Below are 20,026 nucleotides of genomic sequence, written 5' to 3' on the forward strand. Positions count from 1 at the left end.
GCGGGGTGGAGCAGCTTGGTAGCTCGTCGGGCTCATAACCCGAAGGTCGTCGGTTCAAATCCGGCCCCCGCAACCAAATACAAGACGATAGATTGAGTACTTATTTAGTATACAATTGTTAAGTCGTCTACGGATGCGCCGCTTGATTCAACGCCTGCTTCTCGCAACCAATCACATCGCTCTTTTCATAATGCTGCGAAGCATGAATCCCCAAAAGCTAAACTTTTATCCGCATCATATGATGTCGGACGATTTCGTTTGTGTTTAAAACACGATATGAATCGGCTGACGTACAAGTATGATGAGGCTTCGCGTGTTTTATCTACTTTAATTAACAGAGTTATCCACATACGTCGTTCTGTGGATAAGTTGGTTGATAAAGTGTTTTTAGCTTGACTTTTTATGATGGGGAAGAAAGATCTTTTCTCTAAAGTGAAGTTGAAACAACAAAGAAATATCAATTAAATCTTTGTTATATAAAGAAAAAATAAGTTTTTTGTCGGATCGAGTACGTTAAAATACGATCATTAACTGGTATTTTTTTGATCCTAGTCATTTCTCCGAGCTGTGTTTAACTTTTTTCTGCTAGCTTGTTTTTCTTGAATCTCAAATTTTTTTCCACATTACAAAATTGAGAACAAGGTCATGAATTGAACATGCAAAAGTACTTTCAATCTCTTGCATATAGACTACGCTCTATGCGTCTCTCGGCAGTCCCTTCTCGACTATCCTTATTAAGCGTTGCTTTTTCGTCTCTATAGATGAATTACTCTCAGTGGGGAGTTGATTCAGTTGCTCTGTCAAAGCCCATTTAATGTGCTCATCAAGTAATTTATTTTCACCTTGCCGACTTTCCAGCGCATCTATGATTCGCTGACTATATTCTGCATTACCAAGTGCGACAGCGATGTTACGTAGCCACTGTATATGACCAATACGACGGATAGCGGAGCCTTCCATATTTTTTAGAAAAGTCGCTTCATCCCAGTTAAACATGTCGACGAGGTCAGGGTTTTTGAAACTGTCACGACGGTGGAAATCATCTTGCTCCGTTATGTCGGCGTAGCGGTTCCATGGGCAAACCAATTGACAGTCGTCACAACCATAAATGCGGTTACCCATTGGCTTTCGAAACTCTTCAGGAATCACGCCATCGAACTCGATGGTGAGATAAGAGATACAACGCCTGGCATCGACAACTTTGTCTTCAACGATAGCTTGTGTTGGGCATGATGTAATGCATGCTTTGCATTTACCGCACTGATCAACGCTTGGCTCATCTACGGGTAGTGGTAAGTCGATAAGTAGTTCACCTAAAAAGAACCACGATCCACAGTCTTGATCTAAAATCAGGGAATGTTTCCCGGTCCAACCTAAGCCCGCTTTTTGGGCGAGAGGTCGCTCTAATATTGGTGCGGAATCAACGAAAGGTCGGTAACCATATTGACCAACCTCTTGTTCAATAAGTTTGCCGAGCTTATTTAGCTGCTTTCTGACGAGCTTGTGATAATCGCGCCCTAGTGCGTAGCGGCTAATATAGGCATGACTTTTATTCGCGAGGTTCGAAGCGAATTGAGCCTCTGGTGGCAGATAGTCCATCCGGACGCTGATAACACGAACGGTTCCCGGGAGTAGCTCATGGGGTCTAGCACGCATCATACCGTGACGAGCCATCCAATCCATTGAGCCGTGATAGCCTGCATCAAGCCATTTTTGTAGTGCTGCTTCATGTTCACTCAGATCAACGTCGCAGATCCCAACTTTTTGGAAGCCGAGTTCTTTTCCCCAAACTTTGATTTGTTGTGCGAGTTGTTCGTAGTTCATGTTAACCACCGGAATAAAGGGGGGGCGGATCTTAACGGATCTCTGGCTTTGGTGCTACCCAGTTAGGTACGTTTTTGATGTTGTGAATACTGCTTATTGAAGTCATTTGCATATATTCTAAATCTAGGTCGATACTAAGATGATTAAGATACCGTTTATTGGATACTTTTTTCGCACATATGACATTTGAAAGCTTGTCTCTCAAAACCAACACGGTTTACTATTCCTGTTCTTTTGATTTTTATATAGTCAACGATCATTAGTTAGAGAAGCATCAATGAGCACGAAACAATTCAATTTAAAAGATGAGCATGAAACGGTTGCACTAGGCACCGCTCTGGCTCAGCTTTGTTCCCAGCAAACCACAATTTATCTGCATGGTGATTTGGGTGCAGGTAAAACAACCTTTAGTCGTGGTTTTGTCCGTGCTCTTGGTCATCAAGGTAACGTGAAAAGTCCAACTTATACTCTAGTCGAACCGTACCAGTTGGATCAGTGGCAAGTATATCACTTCGACCTTTATCGTCTTGCGGATCCTGAAGAGCTTGAGTTTATGGGGATTCGAGACTATTTCACAGACGATGCGATTTGCTTGGTTGAATGGCCTGAAAAAGGGCATGGCTTACTGCCACAACCGGATCTTGATGTAAACATTCGCTACCAAGGTGAGCAACGTGTAGCCGAACTAACAGCTAATAATGATTATGGTGTGCAGTTACTCAGTCGATTGGAGCTATGTTGAGTTTTTCAAATTTTAGAGTAGTGGCGACGTTTGTCGCCACTTTTCTCCTTCTCATCCCCAATTTAGCATTTGCTAACGTCGTTAAGAGTTTTCGAGTTTGGCCTTCACCTGATGAAACACGTGTTGTCATCGATTTAGGCTCGGAAGCTGACTATTCCTATTTCTCTTTATCAGGGCCGGATCGCCTTGTCGTGGATTTAAAAAGCACGACGATGCAGGCCAAACTGCCTGTTACTGTTACGGATAGCCCTGTTTTAAAACTGGTACGAAAAAGCTCGCCTCCAGAGAAGGGCACTTATCGTTTGGTGTTTGAACTAAAAAAGAGCGTTCAAGCGGAATTATTTAAATTAAGCCCAACACCAGGTGGGCAGTATGGTCACCGCTTGGTGATTGATTTACCGCACGGTAAGAAGGCATCGACCTCTAAACCGAGTAAGCCAGCGGCGGCCAGCAAAGACATGAGTTCAGTTCAACGAGCTCAAGAAGTGTTAATTGTTATCGACCCTGGTCACGGTGGGGAAGACCCTGGCTCTATTGGCCCTTCACGTCGTAAGTACGAGAAAGATGCGGTATTGAGTATCTCAAGAAAAATTGCTGCTCAGCTCGATGCGACTCCTGGTATTAAAACGCGCATGACTCGTACGGGAGATTATTTTGTAAACTTAAACCGTCGTGTCGCGATTGCTCGTGAAAATGATGCGCACTTGCTGATTTCCATTCACGCAGATGCGTTTACTTCACCGAAGCCTCGCGGTGGATCGGTCTTCGTACTAAATACTCGTCGTGCAAATACCGAAATTGCTCGTTGGGTCGAGAACCATGAGAAACAGTCTGAGTTATTGGGCGGCTCGGGTAATGCGTTCTTCACGAAGACAAAAGATCGTAACGTGAACCAAACTTTGTTGGACTTGCAGTTTAGTCATTCACAAAAAGAAGGCTATAAGCTGGCAACAGAAATCCTAGGTGAGATGGGACGTGTTGCGCACCTGCATAACACCAAACCGATCAACACCAGCCTTGCGGTTTTACGCTCTCCACAGATTCCGTCTGTGCTAGTGGAAACGGGTTTTATTTCTAACCCAACAGAAGAGCGATTACTGTTTCAACGAGCGCACCAAGATAAGTTAGCTCAGGCTATCACTAAGGCGGTCGTCAAGTACTTAAAAGATAACCCACCAGAGGGTACGGTGTTCTCGCCTTCAGCGAAGCCAATGGTACATATTGTAAAGCGTGGCGAGTCATTATCGGTGATCGCGAACAAATATGGGCTTAGCTCTAAAGCGCTGATGTCGGCAAACAACTTGAAGTCGACAGGCTTGGCAATTGGTCAGAAGCTCAACATTCCTTCTGCTGGTACGATTAAAGTGCCAAGTAAACCGATTACTGTTGAGACAGAAACCATTACGCACAAGGTTAAGTCTGGTGAGTTCTTAGGTAAGATTGCGAATCACTATAAAGTGAAGGTTTCAGATATCCGCCGAGAGAATAACTTGAAGTCAGATACCTTGTGGGTAGGGCAAAAGTTGAAGATAACGGTCGCGGTAAAAGATAAACCGATTCGTAAGCACAAGGTTTCTCGGGGTGAGTTCCTTGGCAAAATAGCGTCCAAATACGGCGTTAGCGTATCGAGCATTCGTAAAGCGAATAACTTACGCTCTGATCAGCTAGCGGTTGGGCAAGTCCTGATCATTCCAAACAAGTAGGTGAGCTCCTAACTCATTATGACGATTAAAATTTTGCCAGCCAGACTTGCAAACCAAATCGCCGCAGGGGAAGTGGTCGAAAGACCTGCTTCTGTGATTAAAGAGCTGGTTGAAAATAGTCTTGATTCTGGCGCAACTCGAATCGATATCGATATCGAGAAAGGAGGCGCAAAGCTGATTCGTGTTCGTGATAACGGAAAAGGTATCGCGAAAGATGAACTCGGCTTAGCGCTCAGTCGTCATGCGACATCTAAGATACATACCTTAGATGATCTCGAAGCCATTATGAGTCTAGGTTTTCGCGGTGAAGCGTTAGCCAGTATTAGCTCAGTCTCGCGTTTGACGCTCACGTCGCGTCCTGCGGCACAAGAAGAAGCCTGGAGTGCCTACTCCGAAGGGCGTGATATGCAGGTGAAGCTTAAGCCAGCAGCGCACCCGATTGGCACTACCGTTGAGGTGTTGGACTTATTTTTTAATACTCCAGCGCGTCGCAAGTTTCTTCGTACGGAGAAAACCGAATTTGCTCATATTGATGAGTTATTGAAACGCATTGCGTTAAGCCGCTTTGATGTCACCATCAATGTGCGTCATAACGGCAAGATCATCCGTCAATATCGCGCGGCGAAAAATCAGCTTCAAACCGAAAAGCGTATTGCGGCTGTCTGCGGTAATGCGTTTGTGCGGCATATGCTCAGAATCGAGCTTGAGCATCAAGGGTTAAAGTTACATGGGTGGATTACCACACCAGAGGGAGCAAGGCAGCAAAGCGATTTACAATATTGCTATGTGAATGGCCGAATGATGCGTGACAAATTAATCAATCACGCGATTCGTCAAAGCTATGAAATGAGCTTAAAGCCAGATCAGTTTGCTGCGTATGTGCTCTTTATTGAGCTAGATCCGCACCAAGTAGATGTGAATGTTCACCCTGCTAAGCATGAAGTGCGTTTCCACCAAGCTCGTTTGGTGCATGATTTCATCTATCAAGCTTTGACGGATGCACTTTCACAAAGCGCTGTGATTGATAAACCACAGGTGAATGAATCGGCATTTCATCGCGTGGAACCGACTGAATCCGAAGAGATTGAGCATTCGCCAGAGCCTGAAAAAGTACAAGAGCCAGCATCTTCACCGGTGCCAGAGCGGGTTTATCAAGCGATAGAGAGTACACCGGCTTATCCTGGACGCAGTGATTATGAAGTGAAGCCTCGTAATAGCGGTCCTAGTGAGACCTCCGTGCGAGAGGCGCGCGTAGTGGAGTCATTCAAACGTAATGATTGGGTGGAATCCAAACCTGCACCAAAGCCAAGTCACAGTAAAGAGCGCCACGTAGAACCAGCGCCAACTAAACAAGAAGTACGCGCTTATCACGAGCTGCTGAAAACGCCAGAGTTTGAGGCTCAGGCAGTCACTCCAATAGCGCCCCAAACGATAACTTCGCACACATCAATGCCATCGATTACTGCATTAGGCAAAGCGCTGATGGTGGTCGATGAACAATTTGTTTTGATGAGCAGTGACAGTGGGGCGGCGTTAGTCTCGTTACCTAGAGCAGAATTTTATCGTGTAAAAGGCCAGCTTTCTCCAAGCGATGGTGCACTCAAGGCACAACCTCTGCTTGTTCCTCTATCTATTAAGTTAGAGGCCGAATTAGTGAGACTGGCCCAAGATTATCAACAAGATTTGGCATTGCTTGGTATTCAATTGAAAGCGAGAAACGAGCACGCCTTAATGGTGATGGGCGTCCCAGCTCCGCTGCGTCAACAAAACTTACAAAATTTAGTACCAGATCTGTTATCTTACGCGCAATCTTGTGTGAACGAAGGTATAGCAGCGGCTCAGATGCTGTCTGAGTTGATAGATTGGCTCGCATTACAGGTCACGACAGTGAAGAGTCACTATACTTTTTCTGAAGCCATTCAAATTATTGCGGAACTTGAACAGCTAAGACATGGTCAATTGCCATTAGAAGATACAAAATTCGTATCCGCTGTTGATTTCTCTGCCACGATAGCCAAATTAAAACCATGACAGATAAACTACCTTTGGCGCTATTTTTAATGGGGCCAACTGCATCAGGCAAAACTGAGCTGGCGATTCGTCTTCGTCAAAAATTTCCGGTTGAGATCATCAGTGTTGATTCTGCTTTGATCTACAAAGGGATGGATATCGGTACGGCGAAACCGGATGAAAAAGAGTTAAGTTTGGCGCCTCATCGCTTGATAGATATTTTGGATCCAAGTGAATCTTACTCTGTCGCCGACTTTCGTCGAGATGCATTGAAAGCGATGGATGATATTGTTGCAGAAGGAAAAATTCCACTTCTTGTGGGTGGAACAATGCTGTATTACAAGGCGTTACTTGAAGGTTTATCACCACTTCCTGCTGCAAATCCTGAAATTCGTCAGCAAATTGAACAAGAGGCATTGACTAAAGGTTGGTCAGTGTTGCACGATGAACTCAAAGAGGTTGATCCTGTGTCAGCCGCGAGAATCCATCCCAATGATCCCCAACGTTTATCTCGGGCATTGGAAGTTTTTCGCATTTCAGGTAAAACTTTGACTGAATTGACTCAAACGAAAGGTGAAAGCCTACCATACCGAGTCAAGCAGTTTGCAATAGCTCCCAAGGATAGGGCAGAACTTCACCGTCGGATTGAACTCCGTTTCGAGAAGATGATGGAAGCGGGCTTTGAAGAAGAAATGAAAGCGTTACATTCGCGAAAAGATCTTCACCCCGATCTTCCTTCCATACGATGCGTCGGTTACCGACAGATGTGGGAGTATTTAGATGGGGAGTGTACACGTGACGAAGCGGTATTTCGTGGCGTATGCGCGACTCGTCAATTGGCCAAGCGTCAAATCACCTGGTTACGCAGCTGGGATGATTTAACTTGGTTGGATAGCGAGAACATTGAACAGGCATTAGAAACGATGTCGGAAGCAATAGCATCTGATTGACATAGCTGTGTATAATGTGATCGTTTTTGCGTGAACGCACTCTCAAAGGATCTGTTGTTGGCGGTTTTTATACTATGCTGCTAATTACTTAGAGTGCATTTTTGATTCGTTTAGCTCAGATGCAAAAGCCGTATCTTTTGCATTGCACCACTAGCTAAATAATTACAACTACAAATTAAATAAGGAAAATAAAAATGGCTAAGGGGCAATCTCTACAAGACCCATTTCTAAACGCGCTACGTCGTGAGCGTATCCCGGTATCTATCTACCTTGTGAATGGTATTAAACTACAAGGTCAGATCGAATCATTCGATCAATTTGTGATCCTGCTGAAGAATACTGTTAACCAAATGGTGTACAAGCACGCGATCTCAACAGTTGTGCCGGCTCGTCCAGTGAGCCATCACAGCGGTGAACGTCCACAAGGTGAGCGTCCACAAGAGAAATCAGAAGATTAATTCTTCATCGAGTATTTTTAAAATAAGGAGTTGATTGCTTGTTTGACCGTTATGAATCCGGTGAGCGAGCCGTACTTGTTCATATCAACTTCACGCAAGAAGGTGAATGGGAAGATCTGGCTGAGTTCGAAATGCTGGTTTCTTCTGCTGGGGTAGAGGCGCTACAAGTGGTAACTGGTAGTCGTCAATCCCCACACCCGAAATACTATGTCGGAGAGGGTAAGGCCCAAGAGATTGCTACAGCGGTACAATCAACGGGTGCCGAAATTGTGATTTTTAATCACGCCCTCTCTCCTGCCCAAGAACGTAACCTCGAAGCACTGTGCCAATGTCGAGTTCTCGACCGCACTGGTCTTATTCTCGATATCTTTGCTCAACGAGCTCGAACACACGAAGGTAAGCTACAGGTAGAGCTGGCTCAACTTCGTCATATCTCTACTCGTTTGATTCGTGGTTGGACGCACCTTGAAAGGCAGAAAGGTGGTATCGGTTTACGTGGCCCGGGTGAAACCCAGCTGGAAACCGACCGTCGCTTATTGCGTGACAGAATCAAAGCCATCCTGCGACGCTTAGACAAAGTAGCGAAGCAGCGTGAACAAGGGCGCCGCGCCCGAAATCGAGCTGAAATCCCAACGGTTTCACTTGTGGGTTACACCAACGCGGGTAAGTCGACACTCTTCAACCGTATTACAGAAGCTGGCGTGTACGCGGCTGATCAATTATTTGCTACTTTGGACCCGACTTTACGTAAGATAGAGTTAGCAGATGTTGGTCCTGCCATCTTGGCAGACACGGTTGGTTTTATTCGACATTTGCCACACGACTTGGTTGCGGCCTTCAAGGCAACCTTGCAGGAAACGCAAGAAGCTGACATTTTGTTACATGTTGTTGATGCCAGTGATGAGCGTTTTCGTGAGAATATTCAAGCTGTTCATGAAGTACTAGAAGAGATCGACGCGCATGAAGTGCCGACTCTGGTTGTCATGAACAAAATCGACAATCTAGATTCGCAGAAACCACGTATAGAACGAGACGAGGAAGGCGTACCTCGCGCAGTTTGGGTTTCAGCAATGGATGGGTTGGGCATTGATGTCCTGTTTGAGGCTCTGACGGAACGTCTGGCGTCACAAATGGTCGAGCATCAGTTGCGAATTCCTCCACAGTATCAAGGACGATTCCGTAGTACCTTCTTCCAAATGAAGTGTATTCAACGTGAGGAATATGACCAGGATGGTAACTTGTTGATCGATATTCGAATGCAGCAAGTAGATTGGTCTAGACTTGAAAAAAGAGAAGGGGCAGTTTTGACTGGCTTTATAGTCACTTAAAGGACTGCTACAGTATAACGTCATATCAAATGATGGAGCTTTCTAATGGCGTGGAATGAGCCTGGAAATAACAACGGCAACAATGGCCGCGATAATGACCCTTGGGGTAATAATAATCGTGGTGGCCAGCGTCCTGGTGGCCGAGATCAAGGTCCGCCAGATTTAGATGAAGTGTTCAACAAACTGAGTCAAAAGCTGGGCGGCAAGTTTGGTAAAAAAGGCGGCGGTGGTTCTCCAATCGGCGGCGGTGGTGGTAGTGCAATTGGCTTTGGCGTGATTGCTCTGATTGCTGTTGCGGTTTGGTTTTTCGCTGGTTTTTACACCATCGGTGAAGCAGAGCGTGGTGTTGTACTGCGTTTAGGTAAATACGATCGTATCGTAGACCCAGGTCTTAACTGGCGTCCTCGCTTTATTGATGAGTACGAAGCGGTAAACGTACAAGCGATTCGTTCACTACGTGCATCTGGTCTAATGCTGACTAAAGATGAAAACGTTGTAACAGTTGCGATGGATGTTCAGTACCGAGTGACTGACCCATACAAATACTTGTACCGTGTAACCAATGCAGACGACAGCTTGCGTCAAGCAACGGATTCTGCACTACGTGCAGTAATTGGTGACTCATTGATGGATAGCATTCTAACCAGTGGTCGTCAGCAAATTCGTCAAACTACGCAAGAAACACTGAACCAAATCATTGATAGCTATGATATGGGTCTGGTACTTGTTGATGTGAACTTCCAGTCTGCTCGTCCACCAGAGCAAGTGAAAGATGCGTTTGATGATGCAATCGCAGCACGTGAGGATGAAGAGCGTTTCATTCGTGAAGCTGAAGCATACAAGAACGAAATCTTGCCTAAGGCAACGGGTCGTGCAGAGCGTTTGAAGAAAGAAGCACAAGGTTACAATGAGCGTGTCACTAACGAGGCTCTTGGTCAGGTAGCACAGTTCGAAAAACTACTACCAGAATACCAGGCAGCGCCTGGTGTAACGCGTGATCGTCTGTACATTGACGCAATGGAAGAGGTGTACTCAAGCACTTCGAAAGTGTTGATTGACTCGGAATCAAGCGGCAATCTTCTTTACCTTCCAATCGATAAGTTGGCGGGACAAGAGGGCAAAGCAGATACCAAACGTAAATCGAAGTCATCTTCAACCTATGATCAAATTCAACTTGAGTCTGATCGTACACAAGAAGACACTTCGAACTCGCAGTCTCGTTCAACAGGTTCACGTCAAGGGAGATACTAAGAATGCGTAAGTTAATGATCCCTGTACTGGTAATCGCACTGGCATTAATGTTGATGTCTTTGTTTGTGATTCCTGAAGGTGAGCGCGGTATCGTGGTTCGATTTGGTCGTGTCTTGAAAGACAATAACGACATCACTCGAATTTACGAGCCTGGTCTGCATTTCAAGATGCCTTTGTTTGACCGTGTGAAACAACTTGATGCACGTATCCAAACAATGGATGGTCGTGCAGACCGTTTCGTAACGTCTGAGAAAAAAGACGTTATCATTGATACCTACGTGAAGTGGCGTATTGAAGATTTTGGTCGCTACTACCTCGCGACAGGCGGTGGTAACTCGCTAACGGCAGAGGCACTACTTGAGCGTAAAGTGACGGACGTGCTTCGTTCTGAAATCGGTGCTCGTGAAATCAAACAGATCGTATCTGGTCCACGTAACGATGATGTGCTACCAGAAGACGCAAGTGCTGATGTTGTCGCAACTGAAGCGGCTCGTGAAGCGCTTGAGATTGATGGTGAACGCGACCTAATCATGTCTGAAGTATTGAAAGACACGCGTGAAAGCGCAATGAAAGACTTGGGTGTTCGTGTCGTTGATTTCCGAATGAAGAAAATCAACCTGCCTGATGAAATCAGTGAGTCTATCTACCGTCGCATGCGTGCGGAGCGTGAGTCCGTTGCTCGTAAGCACCGTTCTCAAGGTCGTGAAAAAGCGGAAGTTATTCGTGCTCAAGCAGAACTAGAAGTAGCAACTATTCTAGCTGAAGCTGATAAAACTGCGCGTGTGACACGAGGTGAGGCGGATGCTGAAGCTGCGAAGATTTATGCTGAAGCATACAACAAAGACCCTGAGTTCTTTAGCTTCCTACGTTCGCTACGTGCGTATGAGAAGTCCTTCAGCTCTAAGAGCGATATTCTGGTGCTTGATCCGAAGAGTGAGTTCTTCCAATACATGAACCAGTCGAAGGGCAGCATGGAGAAATAATCTCCGCGTCTCATTGAAATAAAAGGCTCCTTAGGGAGCCTTTTTTGTATCTGATGCTAAGTGCTAGCTCATCATGATGGCGATGACGGCTCCAGCAACTACTAGGCAGCCACCGATGCGTCGTAGCTGATTGTTGGGTTGTTCACTTAATTGAGCCACCATATTCCGCCAACCGTTAGGAGCAATCAGTGGCCCAATGCCTTCCACGATCAAGACGAGCCCAATCGCCAACCATATGGATTCAGACATAGCGCTTTCCAGTCGAATAGAGAAAGCTAAATACTATCAGTGATATGCTGATTTCAAAATGAACAAAGCGGCAAGATGACATTCTGGTAGCAACTCTGTGAACAAAAAATGACTGCAAGAAGCGTGATTCGGTGCTAGAATCCATTTTTAACTAGCAATCAGACTTGGAAAGATGGGAAATAACGTAGTCGTTCTAGGCACCCAATGGGGTGACGAAGGTAAAGGTAAAATCGTAGACCTTTTAACTGAAGATGCAAAATACGTGGTACGCTACCAAGGCGGTCACAACGCAGGTCACACTCTCGTAATTGACGGTGAAAAAACCGTTCTTCACTTAATTCCATCAGGTATCCTTCGCGATAACGTAAAATGTGTTATCGGTAACGGTGTTGTACTATCACCTGAAGCTCTACTTAAAGAAATGAAGCCTCTTGAAGAGCGCGGTATTCCAGTACGCGAGCGTCTTTTCATTTCTGAAGCATGTCCGCTAATTCTTCCTTACCACGTTGCAATGGACCAAGCTCGCGAAATCGCTCGCGGTAAAAAAGCTATCGGTACTACTGGTCGTGGTATCGGTCCAGCATACGAAGATAAAGTTGCTCGTCGCGGTCTACGCGTTGGCGACCTATTCGATATGGCGACTTTCGCAGAGAAGCTAAAAGAAGTCATGGAGTTCCATAACTTCCAACTAGTTAACTTCTACAAAGCGGAACCAGTAAGCTACGAAGAAGTACTTGAGCAAGCTAAAGGCTACGCTGAACTACTAACGTCAATGGTTATCGACGTAACTGACGAACTAGACGCAGCACGTAAGCGCGGCGACAAGATCATGTTCGAAGGTGCACAAGGTACACTACTTGATATCGACCACGGTACTTACCCGTACGTAACGTCTTCTAACACGACTGCTGGTGGTGTTGCTGCAGGTTCTGGTTTTGGTCCTCGTCACATCGGTTACATCTTGGGTATCGCAAAAGCGTACTGTACTCGCGTTGGTGCTGGTCCATTCCCGACTGAACTATACGACGGTTTAGATAAGCAAGATCCAATTGGTAAGCACTTAGGTGAAGTTGGCCACGAGTTCGGTGCGACAACTGGTCGTCTACGTCGTACAGGTTGGTTCGATGCTGTTGCTATGCGTCGTGCAATCCAAATCAACTCTGTATCTGGTTTCTGTCTAACTAAACTAGACGTACTAGATGGTCTAGAAGAGCTAAAAATCTGTACTGGTTACAAGATGGAAGATGGCTCCGTGCTAGAAGTTTCTCCGATGGCTGCTGAAGCATTCGAAAAAGCAACGCCAATCTACGAAACAATGCCTGGTTGGTCTGAGAACACATTTGGTGCTAAGTCACTAGATGCTCTACCACAAGCAGCTCTTGACTACATCAAGCGTATTGAAGAGCTAACTGGCGTTCCAGTAGACATCATCTCTACAGGTCCTGACCGTAACGAAACTATCATCAAAGTTCACCCATTCGAAGCTTAATTGATAGCCGTTAAAGATTGCAAAAGCCGACCTTATGGTCGGCTTTTTTGTATCTGAACAAAAACAGCGTGACTCTCATATGGCAAGCTTTTGCCGCTGAGCCTAAATCAGAGGCAAAAATTGTCTAAAGCTTAGCTGTTTTTTGCCGATAAGGTTATCAAGCAGAGGAGATCCTTCACCGATCTTTGGTTTCTTAGATACCTTAAGGGTACGTTTATGAAGTTACGAACAGTGGCTGCTTCACTGTTGTTGACCTTGGTTGCTACCACAGTGAAAGCCAATGTTGCTGATGTGGGGGCACCAGTTCCGATCTATACCGAAGCAGAGCTGATAAAGCTTATTGAGCAAAATAAGCACTTACAACGTGTGCGCGCTGATAACTGCCAGCTGGTGGAGGATATCGTAGCTCGTGCGACTCGAATTAACTTACCCGCTTATGAATTTCTGTACGGAGATATGTTGGCTTGGGGGGTGTGTGTCGAGCAAGATGTCGAACTGGGTCTTTACTACATCGAAAATGCAGCGCATCAGGGGTTACCAGCTGCACTAGAGCAGATTGGCCGATACTATTCGCGTGGCACTTTAGTACAGCAAGATAAAGAACGTGCAATTCCATATTTGCGAGAAGCTGCGTCAATGGGAAACCTAAACGCGCGTATTCATCTGGCCGAGTTGCTTTTACGTGATTATGGCAGTCCACTCGATTACGAAGATGCGTATCGTTGGTTATATAACTCTGTCACAGCAGATAAGCGGCAGCATAAGCGCATAACTGTATTGAGAAACGGCCTTGAACAGCGCATGCCACAAAACGTTATTGCTCGAGCTAAACGGCGAGACACCTTTTGGTAACGCTTCAATATTGCAAACAACTTCATACAACAAAGCCCACGTGACGTGGGCTTTGTTGTTTTCCCGATAGTTGGTAGCGCTTAAACCACTTTGTGTGGACCGAAGCATTCGTAATGGAATTGCTCTTCTGGTACGCCAAGTTCTAATAGCTGTTTCGCTACGTGCTGCATAAATCCTACAGGACCACAGAAGTACACCTGCACGTTATCTTGCTTTAATGCAGCTTCAATTTCATACAGATTGACAAAGCCCGTGAAGTGGAAGTCTTCACCTAGCTTGTCTTCTGCCGTTGGTTGGTTATACCAAACGAGCGCGTTCATATTTTCTTTTTCTGCAACGAGTTGGTTTACGTGTTGCTTGAAAGCATGCTGTTGGCCATTTTCTGTTGCATGAACCCAAGTTACAGGTGCTTGATGTTCTGAGAGACTTTCTAGCATTGACAGCGTTGGAGTAAGTCCCACACCAGCAGAAATTAGAACAACGGGTGTTTGTGGTTCGGCATCCATAAAGAAATCACCGGCAGGGGCCGCAAGCTGCACTTTTTCGCCAATGTTCAGGCTATCGTGCAGGTAGTTCGACACTTTTCCGCCTTCTTCACGTTTTACTGAGATACGGTAGGTGTTCTCTTGGACCGCAGAAGACAGGCTATATTGGCGAATTTCTTGGTTTTCTAACTGGTCACTGTTGATGTAGATGCCAAGGTATTGTCCCGGTTTATACGGCGCCACTTTTTGGCCATCGGTTGGCTTGAACACAAAGCTGCAAATGTGTTCGCTCTCAATCTTTTTATCGACTAATTCAAATTCGCGTAGACCGCGCCAGCCGCCTTCCAAAGCTTCATTTTGTTGGTAAATTTGTTCTTCGCGCTGAATAAATACATTCGCAAGTACGCCGTAAGCCTCAGCCCAAGCATCCAACACTTCTTGACCTGGATTAAAAAGCTCATCGATTGTCGCAAGTAAATGCTTACCAACGATTTGGTACTGATCTTCTGTGATCAAAAAGCTCGTGTGCTTATGCGCAATTTTCTCTACTGCGCCAAGCAGAGCTGGCAAATTTTCAATATTGGCAGCATAGGCACAGATAGCGTTGAATAATGCTTCACGCTGATCGCCGTTACGCTGGTTACTCATGTTAAAAATATCTTTCAACTCAGGGTTATGAGTAAACATACGCTCGTAAAAGTGCGCGGTCAGTTTTGGTCCTGTTTCGGCGATGAGTGGTGCGGTCGCTTTGACGATCTCGATAGTTTGATTGCTGAGCATAAGGGCTTCCTACTTTAAGTTGTATTTATAATGCATGTTTAAAGTTGTATCTCAAATGTATCTTTCGATCAAGAAAAGATTTACACTTTTATCGATAGCTCAAGTTTGGGGTTTTAGCATCACCAGCGGGTTATTGAGTCGCACTTTGGGAGAGAATATGCAGTTAACTAGTTTCACTGATTATGCGTTGAGAACCTTAATTTTCTTGGCTTCGTTGCCGGAAGATGAGTTAACCAGCATTACCGAAGTGACGGATTTATTTGGTGTGTCGCGCAACCATATGGTTAAAGTTATCAATCGGTTAGGGCAGTTGGGTTATGTCCATACCGTGCGCGGAAAAAACGGTGGTATCCGGCTGATGAAGCCAGCGTCTGAAATCACAGTCGGTGGTGTTGTGCGCGATTTAGAGCCGTTAGATTTAGTCAACTGTGGTGTGGATTTTTGCCATATTACCCCTGCTTGCCGCCTCAAAGATAAATTGGCGAAAGCAAAAAGTGCCTTTCTGGCGGAGTTGGATGACTGCACGATTGAATCCTTGCTCAGTGACAATTCTGAACTTTTGATCTTGCTGGCTCGTCCTTAACTCATTTGCATGCCTAGAGTCGATCTCGATCATTCTTTTTTCAAAGCAATTCTGTAGCTTATCGAGAGACTCAGATATACTAGCCATATACCTTCCTTGCTAGATAGGCGTGCCTATGTCAGACAATATTCCAAACGATCCTTTTGCAGATCGTGAATCCAAAAATTACGAAAATCCAATTCCAAGCCGAGAGTTTATCATCGAGTTTCTAGAGCAAGCGGGCGTTCCAATGAATCGTAACGACTTGTTTGAGGCACTAAAGCTTGAGGGCGAAGAGCAATACGAAGGGTTGCGTCGTCGGCTACGTGCGATGGAGCGAGATGGCCAACTGGTGTTTACCCGCCGTCAGTGCTATGCATTGCCTGAAAAACTTGAAATGGTGAAAGGTTACGTGATTGGTCATCGTGATGGCCATGGTTGGGTACGTCCAGAAGGCAGCGTCGGCAAGGATGATGATATTCTGTTACCGCACCATCAGATGAAGAACATCATCCACGGTGATTTTGTCTTAGTGCAACCGACAGACAACAGCAAGCGCGGCCGCCGTGAAGGACGTTTGGTGCGTGTGCTAGAGGAGCGCAATGATCAAATCGTTGGTCGTTTCTTCCTTGAATATGGATACTCCTATGTTGTCCCAGATGACTCGCGTATCAGCCAAGATATCCTGATCCCAAATGAGCACAAAGCGGGTGCACGCATGGGTAACGTAGTCGTAATTGAAATTACTGATCGTGGCTCACGCTCACGCGGCATGATGGGTAAAGTGGTTGAAGTCCTTGGTGAAAACATGGCACCAGGTATGGAAACACAAATTGCGATTCGTACACACCAAATCCCTCACGAATGGCCAGAAGCCGTCGATAAACAAATCGAAAACTTAGGCGAAGAAGTACCAGAAGAAGCGAAAGTTGGTCGTGTGGATCTACGTGATTTGCCACTAGTGACCATTGACGGCGAAGACGCACGAGACTTTGATGATGCCGTTTACTGTGAAAAGAACAAAGAAGGTGGTTGGCGTTTATGGGTAGCGATTGCTGACGTCAGTTACTACGTTCGTCCTGACTCTGCGTTGGACAAAGAAGCGATCAATCGTGGTAACTCAGTATATTTCCCTTCGCAAGTTGTGCCAATGTTGCCAGAAGTACTGTCGAACGGTCTATGTTCGCTTAACCCGCAAGTAGATCGCTTGTGTATGGTGTGCGAAATGACCATTTCCGATACAGGTAAGCTGTCTGGTTACAAGCATTACGAGGCGGTGATGAACTCGCACGCTCGTCTCACATATAGCAAAGTGAGCGCGATTCTAGAAGGGGATGAAGAACTACGTGAGCGCTACCAGCCGCTTGTTTCTCATCTAGAAGAGTTGCACAAGATGTACAAAGTGCTGAAAGAAGCACGAGATCAACGCGGTGCAATCGAATTTGAAACCGTTGAAACCAAATTTATTTTCAATGCGGAACGTAAAATCGAAAGCATTGAGCCAGTAATTCGTAATGACGCGCATAAGATCATCGAAGAATGTATGATTTTAGCCAACATTGCTTCGGCATCGCTGGTAGAAAAAGCGAAAGAGCCCGCGCTTTATCGTATCCACGAATCTCCAGGTGAATTACGCCTGCAAGGTTTCCGTGACTTCTTAAGTGAACTTGGTCTTGAGCTAAAAGGTGGTTTAGAGCCTTCACCAACGGACTATGCTGATCTCGCACGTCAAATCTCCGGGCGTCAAGATCAAGAGTTGATTCAGACCATGCTGCTACGCTCAATGAAGCAAGCGGTATACAACGCAGATAACGCGGGGCACTTTGGGTTGGCATTGAAACGCTATGCGCACTTTACGTCGCCAATTCGTCGTTACCCTGACTTGTTACTTCACCGTGCAATCAAGTATCTGATTGCTAAAGAAGAAGGTCGTAATCAAGATCGCTGGACACCAACAGGTGGCTATCATTACTCGTTTGACGACATGGATTTTTACGGCGAACAATGTTCGATGACAGAGCGCCGTGCTGATGATGCAACACGTGATGTTGCGGATTGGCTGAAGTGTGAATATATGCAAGACCACGTCGGTGACGAACTAGACGGTGTTATCGCTAATGTCACTAGCTTTGGCTTCTTTGTACGTTTAACGGATTTGCACATCGATGGTTTGGTACATATTTCTACCCTTGCGAACGACTACTATCAATTTGACCCGATTGGTCAACGACTTATTGGTGAAAGTTTCGGTAACATCTACCGCTTAGGTGATGCAGTAAAAGTAAAAGTACTGGCTGTTAACCTCGATGACAAGCAAATTGACTTTGAATTGGTCGAAACAAGTCGTAAGCTACGCGGCGAAGGTAAGACTGCGAAGAAACGCGCAGCGGAAGCAAAACGCAAAGCGAAAGATAAAAAACGCGCTGCGACTCGCTCTTCATCGAAAGAAGGTGGCGCGGCTCGTGCAATTCCTGCGATAGAGCCAACTAAACGCCCAGAAGAAACGGGCGCAACGAGTAAGCGTAATGGCCCAAAACGTGGTGACGCCGAAGGCAACGAGAAGCCTAAAGTGAAAAAAGCACGTAAAAAGAAGCCGCACAGTAAGCCGAAGAAAACCAAGCGCACTAAAAAAGAAGCGCAGTAGGTTGAAGCGCCAACTTAGTTCAAACTCGGTTGGCGCAGGCAATACGACCAGAACAACAGGTTAAACAATGAGTAACGAATTTATCTACGGCATTCACGCAGTGAAGGCGGTATTGGAGCGCGAACCAGAGCGTTTTATCGAGGCGTACGTTTTAAAAGGTCGTCAAGATGATCGCCTAATGCCAATCCTAAATGATCTTCAGGTTTGTGGTGTTTCTATTCAGCAGATGACACGTAAAACCTTGGATGACAAAGCACGCGGTGCAAATCACCAAGGCATCATCGCTCGTGTGAAACCAGCGAAGCAGCTGAATGAGAACGATATTGATGACATCCTTGCAAAGCACGAATCACCACTGCTCTTAGTGTTAGACGGCGTGACCGATCCACACAATCTTGGCGCGTGTTTACGTAACGCAGATGCGGCAGGTGCTGCGGCGATCATCGTACCGAAAGATCGTTCTGCGCCAATGAATGCGACGGTAAGTAAAGTCGCTTGTGGTGCAGCTGAAGTCGTACCATTGATCCGAGTGACTAACTTGGCTCGTACTATGCGTACATTGCAAGAGAAAGGCATCTGGTTTGTTGGTACTGCGGGTGAAGCAACGCACGACATCTACCAAGCCAAACTGACTGGACCTCTTGCTATCGTAATGGGGGCTGAAGGTGACGGTATGCGTCGTCTGACTCGTGAAACCTGCGACGATTTGATTAAGATCCCAATGGCTGGTAGCGTTTCAAGCTTGAACGTATCTGTGGCATCCGGCATCTGTTTGTTTGAGGCAGTTCGTCAGCGTATTGCTGCAAAGTAACGACGAAACAAACAGTTACTGTAGAATTAGACATAATGATAAAAACAAAGGATGGGGTGCCATCCTTTGTCGTTTTCACCGATTTATAAATAAAAATCCTCAGGGAAGTTATGACTCAACAAGACATTAAATTCATCGCCTTCGATCTAGATGGTACTTTGCTTGATAGCGTGCCAGATCTAGCTGTCGCGGCAGACCAAGCAGTACAGGCGCTTGGCTTTCCATCGGTTTCAGAAGAACAAGTTCGTGATTATGTGGGTAACGGCGCAGACGTGCTTATTGGTCGCTCATTAAGCCAAAGCCTGACCATCAACCCAGAGCTGAGTGAAGAGCTTCGTGCTAAAGCGCGTGTATTGTTTGATGACTACTACGAGCAAAGCGGTCACAAGCTAAGTCATCTTTACCCAACGGTAAAAGAGACACTAGCAGAGCTGCACAAAGCGGGCTTTGTTATGGCGTTGGTGACTAACAAACCTTCAAAGTTTGTGCCTGACGTTTTGGAAAAGCACGACATCGCAAAATACTTCGTTGATGTCCTTGGCGGTGATGCATTCCCAGAGAAAAAACCAAACCCAGTAGCATTGAACTGGTTGATGGAAAAGCACCAAATCCAACCAAGTGAAATGCTGATGGTTGGCGACTCGAAAAACGACATTCTCGCAGCAAAGAATGCAGGCTGTGCCTCATTTGGTCTGACATATGGTTACAACCACGGTGAACCTATTTCAGCATCAAATCCAGATTTCGTCGCTGACAGTTTGGCAGAATTATTGGACGTTGTAGCGGTTTCTGCATAACGGCTACAAAAGAGCTTCCAAAATACTCGTTAATGAGTACACTGAGTAAACCGTGCACCTATTACTGCACGGTTTTTTTCATTTAATTAGATTAAGAAGTCAAAGGAA

17 protein-coding genes are annotated in these 20,026 nt (G+C 45.7%); 14 read left to right on the plus strand and 3 right to left on the minus strand.

Features of this window, described 5'->3' with window-relative positions:
- Positions 1–696: 696 nt before the first annotated feature.
- Positions 697–1,824, minus strand: coding sequence for a tRNA epoxyqueuosine(34) reductase QueG (gene queG, locus R7E78_RS19820; RefSeq protein ID WP_005381370.1), 1,128 nt, complete (start codon positions 1,822–1,824; stop codon positions 697–699).
- A gap of 277 nt (positions 1,825–2,101) precedes the next feature.
- On the opposite strand from queG, the gene tsaE reads away from it, so the two are divergent.
- The 8 genes from tsaE to hflC all read left to right on the plus strand — a co-directional run bounded on the left by tsaE (position 2,102) and on the right by hflC (position 11,249).
- Positions 2,102–2,566, plus strand: a complete 465-nt coding sequence (gene tsaE / locus R7E78_RS19825) for a tRNA (adenosine(37)-N6)-threonylcarbamoyltransferase complex ATPase subunit type 1 TsaE (RefSeq protein WP_005381372.1) — start codon at positions 2,102–2,104, stop codon at positions 2,564–2,566.
- The gene (locus tag R7E78_RS19830) at positions 2,560–4,269 is read left to right on the plus strand and encodes an N-acetylmuramoyl-L-alanine amidase (protein ID WP_005381374.1); all 1,710 of its coding nucleotides are present in this window, start codon (positions 2,560–2,562) and stop codon (positions 4,267–4,269) included. The genes tsaE and R7E78_RS19830 overlap by 7 nt, the downstream gene beginning before the upstream one ends.
- Before the next feature lie 18 nt (positions 4,270–4,287).
- Positions 4,288–6,300 carry a DNA mismatch repair endonuclease MutL gene (gene mutL / locus R7E78_RS19835; protein ID WP_213874975.1) on the plus strand — a complete coding sequence of 671 codons (2,013 nt, stop codon included), beginning with the start codon at positions 4,288–4,290 and terminating at the stop codon, positions 6,298–6,300.
- The gene (gene miaA, locus R7E78_RS19840) at positions 6,297–7,229 is read left to right on the plus strand and encodes a tRNA (adenosine(37)-N6)-dimethylallyltransferase MiaA (RefSeq protein ID WP_005395375.1); all 933 of its coding nucleotides are present in this window, start codon (positions 6,297–6,299) and stop codon (positions 7,227–7,229) included. Before mutL ends, miaA begins: the two co-directional genes overlap by 4 nt.
- Positions 7,230–7,423: 194 nt before the next feature.
- A complete protein-coding gene (hfq, locus tag R7E78_RS19845) occupies positions 7,424–7,687 on the plus strand; it encodes an RNA chaperone Hfq (protein WP_005381379.1) in 264 nt (87 codons plus the stop codon).
- 38 nt (positions 7,688–7,725) lie between these two features.
- Positions 7,726–9,015, plus strand: coding sequence for a ribosome rescue GTPase HflX (gene hflX, locus R7E78_RS19850; RefSeq protein WP_005381380.1), 1,290 nt, complete (start codon positions 7,726–7,728; stop codon positions 9,013–9,015).
- 45 nt (positions 9,016–9,060) lie between these two features.
- Positions 9,061–10,266 (plus strand): FtsH protease activity modulator HflK, encoded by a 1,206-nt coding sequence (gene hflK, locus R7E78_RS19855; RefSeq protein ID WP_005381381.1) that lies wholly within the window; start codon positions 9,061–9,063, stop codon positions 10,264–10,266.
- Positions 10,267–10,268: 2 nt separating this feature from the next.
- Positions 10,269–11,249, plus strand: a complete 981-nt coding sequence (hflC, locus tag R7E78_RS19860; RefSeq protein WP_005381382.1) for a protease modulator HflC — start codon at positions 10,269–10,271, stop codon at positions 11,247–11,249.
- A 63-nt stretch (positions 11,250–11,312) separates the two neighbouring features.
- Here the strand turns inward: hflC and R7E78_RS19865 are convergent, their stop codons facing one another.
- Positions 11,313–11,498 carry a DUF2065 domain-containing protein gene (locus tag R7E78_RS19865; RefSeq protein WP_005381383.1) on the minus strand — a complete coding sequence of 62 codons (186 nt, stop codon included), beginning with the start codon at positions 11,496–11,498 and terminating at the stop codon, positions 11,313–11,315.
- A gap of 172 nt (positions 11,499–11,670) precedes the next feature.
- On the opposite strand from R7E78_RS19865, the gene R7E78_RS19870 reads away from it, so the two are divergent.
- Together R7E78_RS19870 and motX are read left to right on the plus strand one after the other, a co-directional pair.
- The gene (locus tag R7E78_RS19870) at positions 11,671–12,987 is read left to right on the plus strand and encodes an adenylosuccinate synthase (protein WP_005381385.1); all 1,317 of its coding nucleotides are present in this window, start codon (positions 11,671–11,673) and stop codon (positions 12,985–12,987) included.
- Positions 12,988–13,203: 216 nt separating this feature from the next.
- Positions 13,204–13,839 (plus strand): flagellar protein MotX, encoded by a 636-nt coding sequence (gene motX / locus R7E78_RS19875; RefSeq protein WP_005381388.1) that lies wholly within the window; start codon positions 13,204–13,206, stop codon positions 13,837–13,839.
- Between the two features lie 80 nt (positions 13,840–13,919).
- Here motX and hmpA read toward each other — a convergent pair whose 3' ends face one another.
- A complete protein-coding gene (gene hmpA / locus R7E78_RS19880) occupies positions 13,920–15,104 on the minus strand; it encodes an NO-inducible flavohemoprotein (RefSeq protein WP_262636186.1) in 1,185 nt (394 codons plus the stop codon).
- A 157-nt stretch (positions 15,105–15,261) separates the two neighbouring features.
- On the opposite strand from hmpA, the gene nsrR reads away from it, so the two are divergent.
- The 4 genes from nsrR to R7E78_RS19900 all read left to right on the plus strand — a co-directional run bounded on the left by nsrR (position 15,262) and on the right by R7E78_RS19900 (position 19,918).
- Entirely contained in the window at positions 15,262–15,687 is a 426-nt protein-coding gene (gene nsrR, locus R7E78_RS19885; protein WP_005381392.1) for a nitric oxide-sensing transcriptional repressor NsrR, read from the plus strand.
- Positions 15,688–15,802: 115 nt separating this feature from the next.
- Positions 15,803–18,310 (plus strand): ribonuclease R, encoded by a 2,508-nt coding sequence (rnr, locus tag R7E78_RS19890; protein WP_064368822.1) that lies wholly within the window; start codon positions 15,803–15,805, stop codon positions 18,308–18,310.
- Positions 18,311–18,377: 67 nt separating this feature from the next.
- Entirely contained in the window at positions 18,378–19,121 is a 744-nt protein-coding gene (rlmB, locus tag R7E78_RS19895; RefSeq protein WP_047103967.1) for a 23S rRNA (guanosine(2251)-2'-O)-methyltransferase RlmB, read from the plus strand.
- A 110-nt stretch (positions 19,122–19,231) separates the two neighbouring features.
- Positions 19,232–19,918: a phosphoglycolate phosphatase gene (locus R7E78_RS19900; protein WP_005382834.1), complete on the plus strand. Its 687-nt coding sequence runs from the start codon at positions 19,232–19,234 to the stop codon at positions 19,916–19,918.
- Positions 19,919–20,026: the final 108 nt, after the last annotated feature.

The sequence above is a fragment of the Vibrio sp. YT-19(2023) genome, assembly GCF_033337395.1.

What these genes read in the sequence shown, in the direction of transcription:
- queG (WP_005381370.1), bottom strand. Translation starts at nt 1,824, where the DNA reads ATGAACTACGAACAACTCGCACAACAAATCAAAGTTTGGGGAAAAGAA.
- tsaE (WP_005381372.1), top strand. Translation starts at nt 2,102, where the DNA reads ATGAGCACGAAACAATTCAATTTAAAAGATGAGCATGAAACGGTTGCA.
- R7E78_RS19830 (WP_005381374.1), top strand. Translation starts at nt 2,560, where the DNA reads ATGTTGAGTTTTTCAAATTTTAGAGTAGTGGCGACGTTTGTCGCCACT.
- mutL (WP_213874975.1), top strand. Translation starts at nt 4,288, where the DNA reads ATGACGATTAAAATTTTGCCAGCCAGACTTGCAAACCAAATCGCCGCA.
- miaA (WP_005395375.1), top strand. Translation starts at nt 6,297, where the DNA reads ATGACAGATAAACTACCTTTGGCGCTATTTTTAATGGGGCCAACTGCA.
- hfq (WP_005381379.1), top strand. Translation starts at nt 7,424, where the DNA reads ATGGCTAAGGGGCAATCTCTACAAGACCCATTTCTAAACGCGCTACGT.
- hflK (WP_005381381.1), top strand. Translation starts at nt 9,061, where the DNA reads ATGGCGTGGAATGAGCCTGGAAATAACAACGGCAACAATGGCCGCGAT.
- hflC (WP_005381382.1), top strand. Translation starts at nt 10,269, where the DNA reads ATGCGTAAGTTAATGATCCCTGTACTGGTAATCGCACTGGCATTAATG.
- R7E78_RS19865 (WP_005381383.1), bottom strand. Translation starts at nt 11,498, where the DNA reads ATGTCTGAATCCATATGGTTGGCGATTGGGCTCGTCTTGATCGTGGAA.
- R7E78_RS19870 (WP_005381385.1), top strand. Translation starts at nt 11,671, where the DNA reads ATGGGAAATAACGTAGTCGTTCTAGGCACCCAATGGGGTGACGAAGGT.
- motX (WP_005381388.1), top strand. Translation starts at nt 13,204, where the DNA reads ATGAAGTTACGAACAGTGGCTGCTTCACTGTTGTTGACCTTGGTTGCT.
- hmpA (WP_262636186.1), bottom strand. Translation starts at nt 15,104, where the DNA reads ATGCTCAGCAATCAAACTATCGAGATCGTCAAAGCGACCGCACCACTC.
- nsrR (WP_005381392.1), top strand. Translation starts at nt 15,262, where the DNA reads ATGCAGTTAACTAGTTTCACTGATTATGCGTTGAGAACCTTAATTTTC.
- rnr (WP_064368822.1), top strand. Translation starts at nt 15,803, where the DNA reads ATGTCAGACAATATTCCAAACGATCCTTTTGCAGATCGTGAATCCAAA.
- rlmB (WP_047103967.1), top strand. Translation starts at nt 18,378, where the DNA reads ATGAGTAACGAATTTATCTACGGCATTCACGCAGTGAAGGCGGTATTG.
- R7E78_RS19900 (WP_005382834.1), top strand. Translation starts at nt 19,232, where the DNA reads ATGACTCAACAAGACATTAAATTCATCGCCTTCGATCTAGATGGTACT.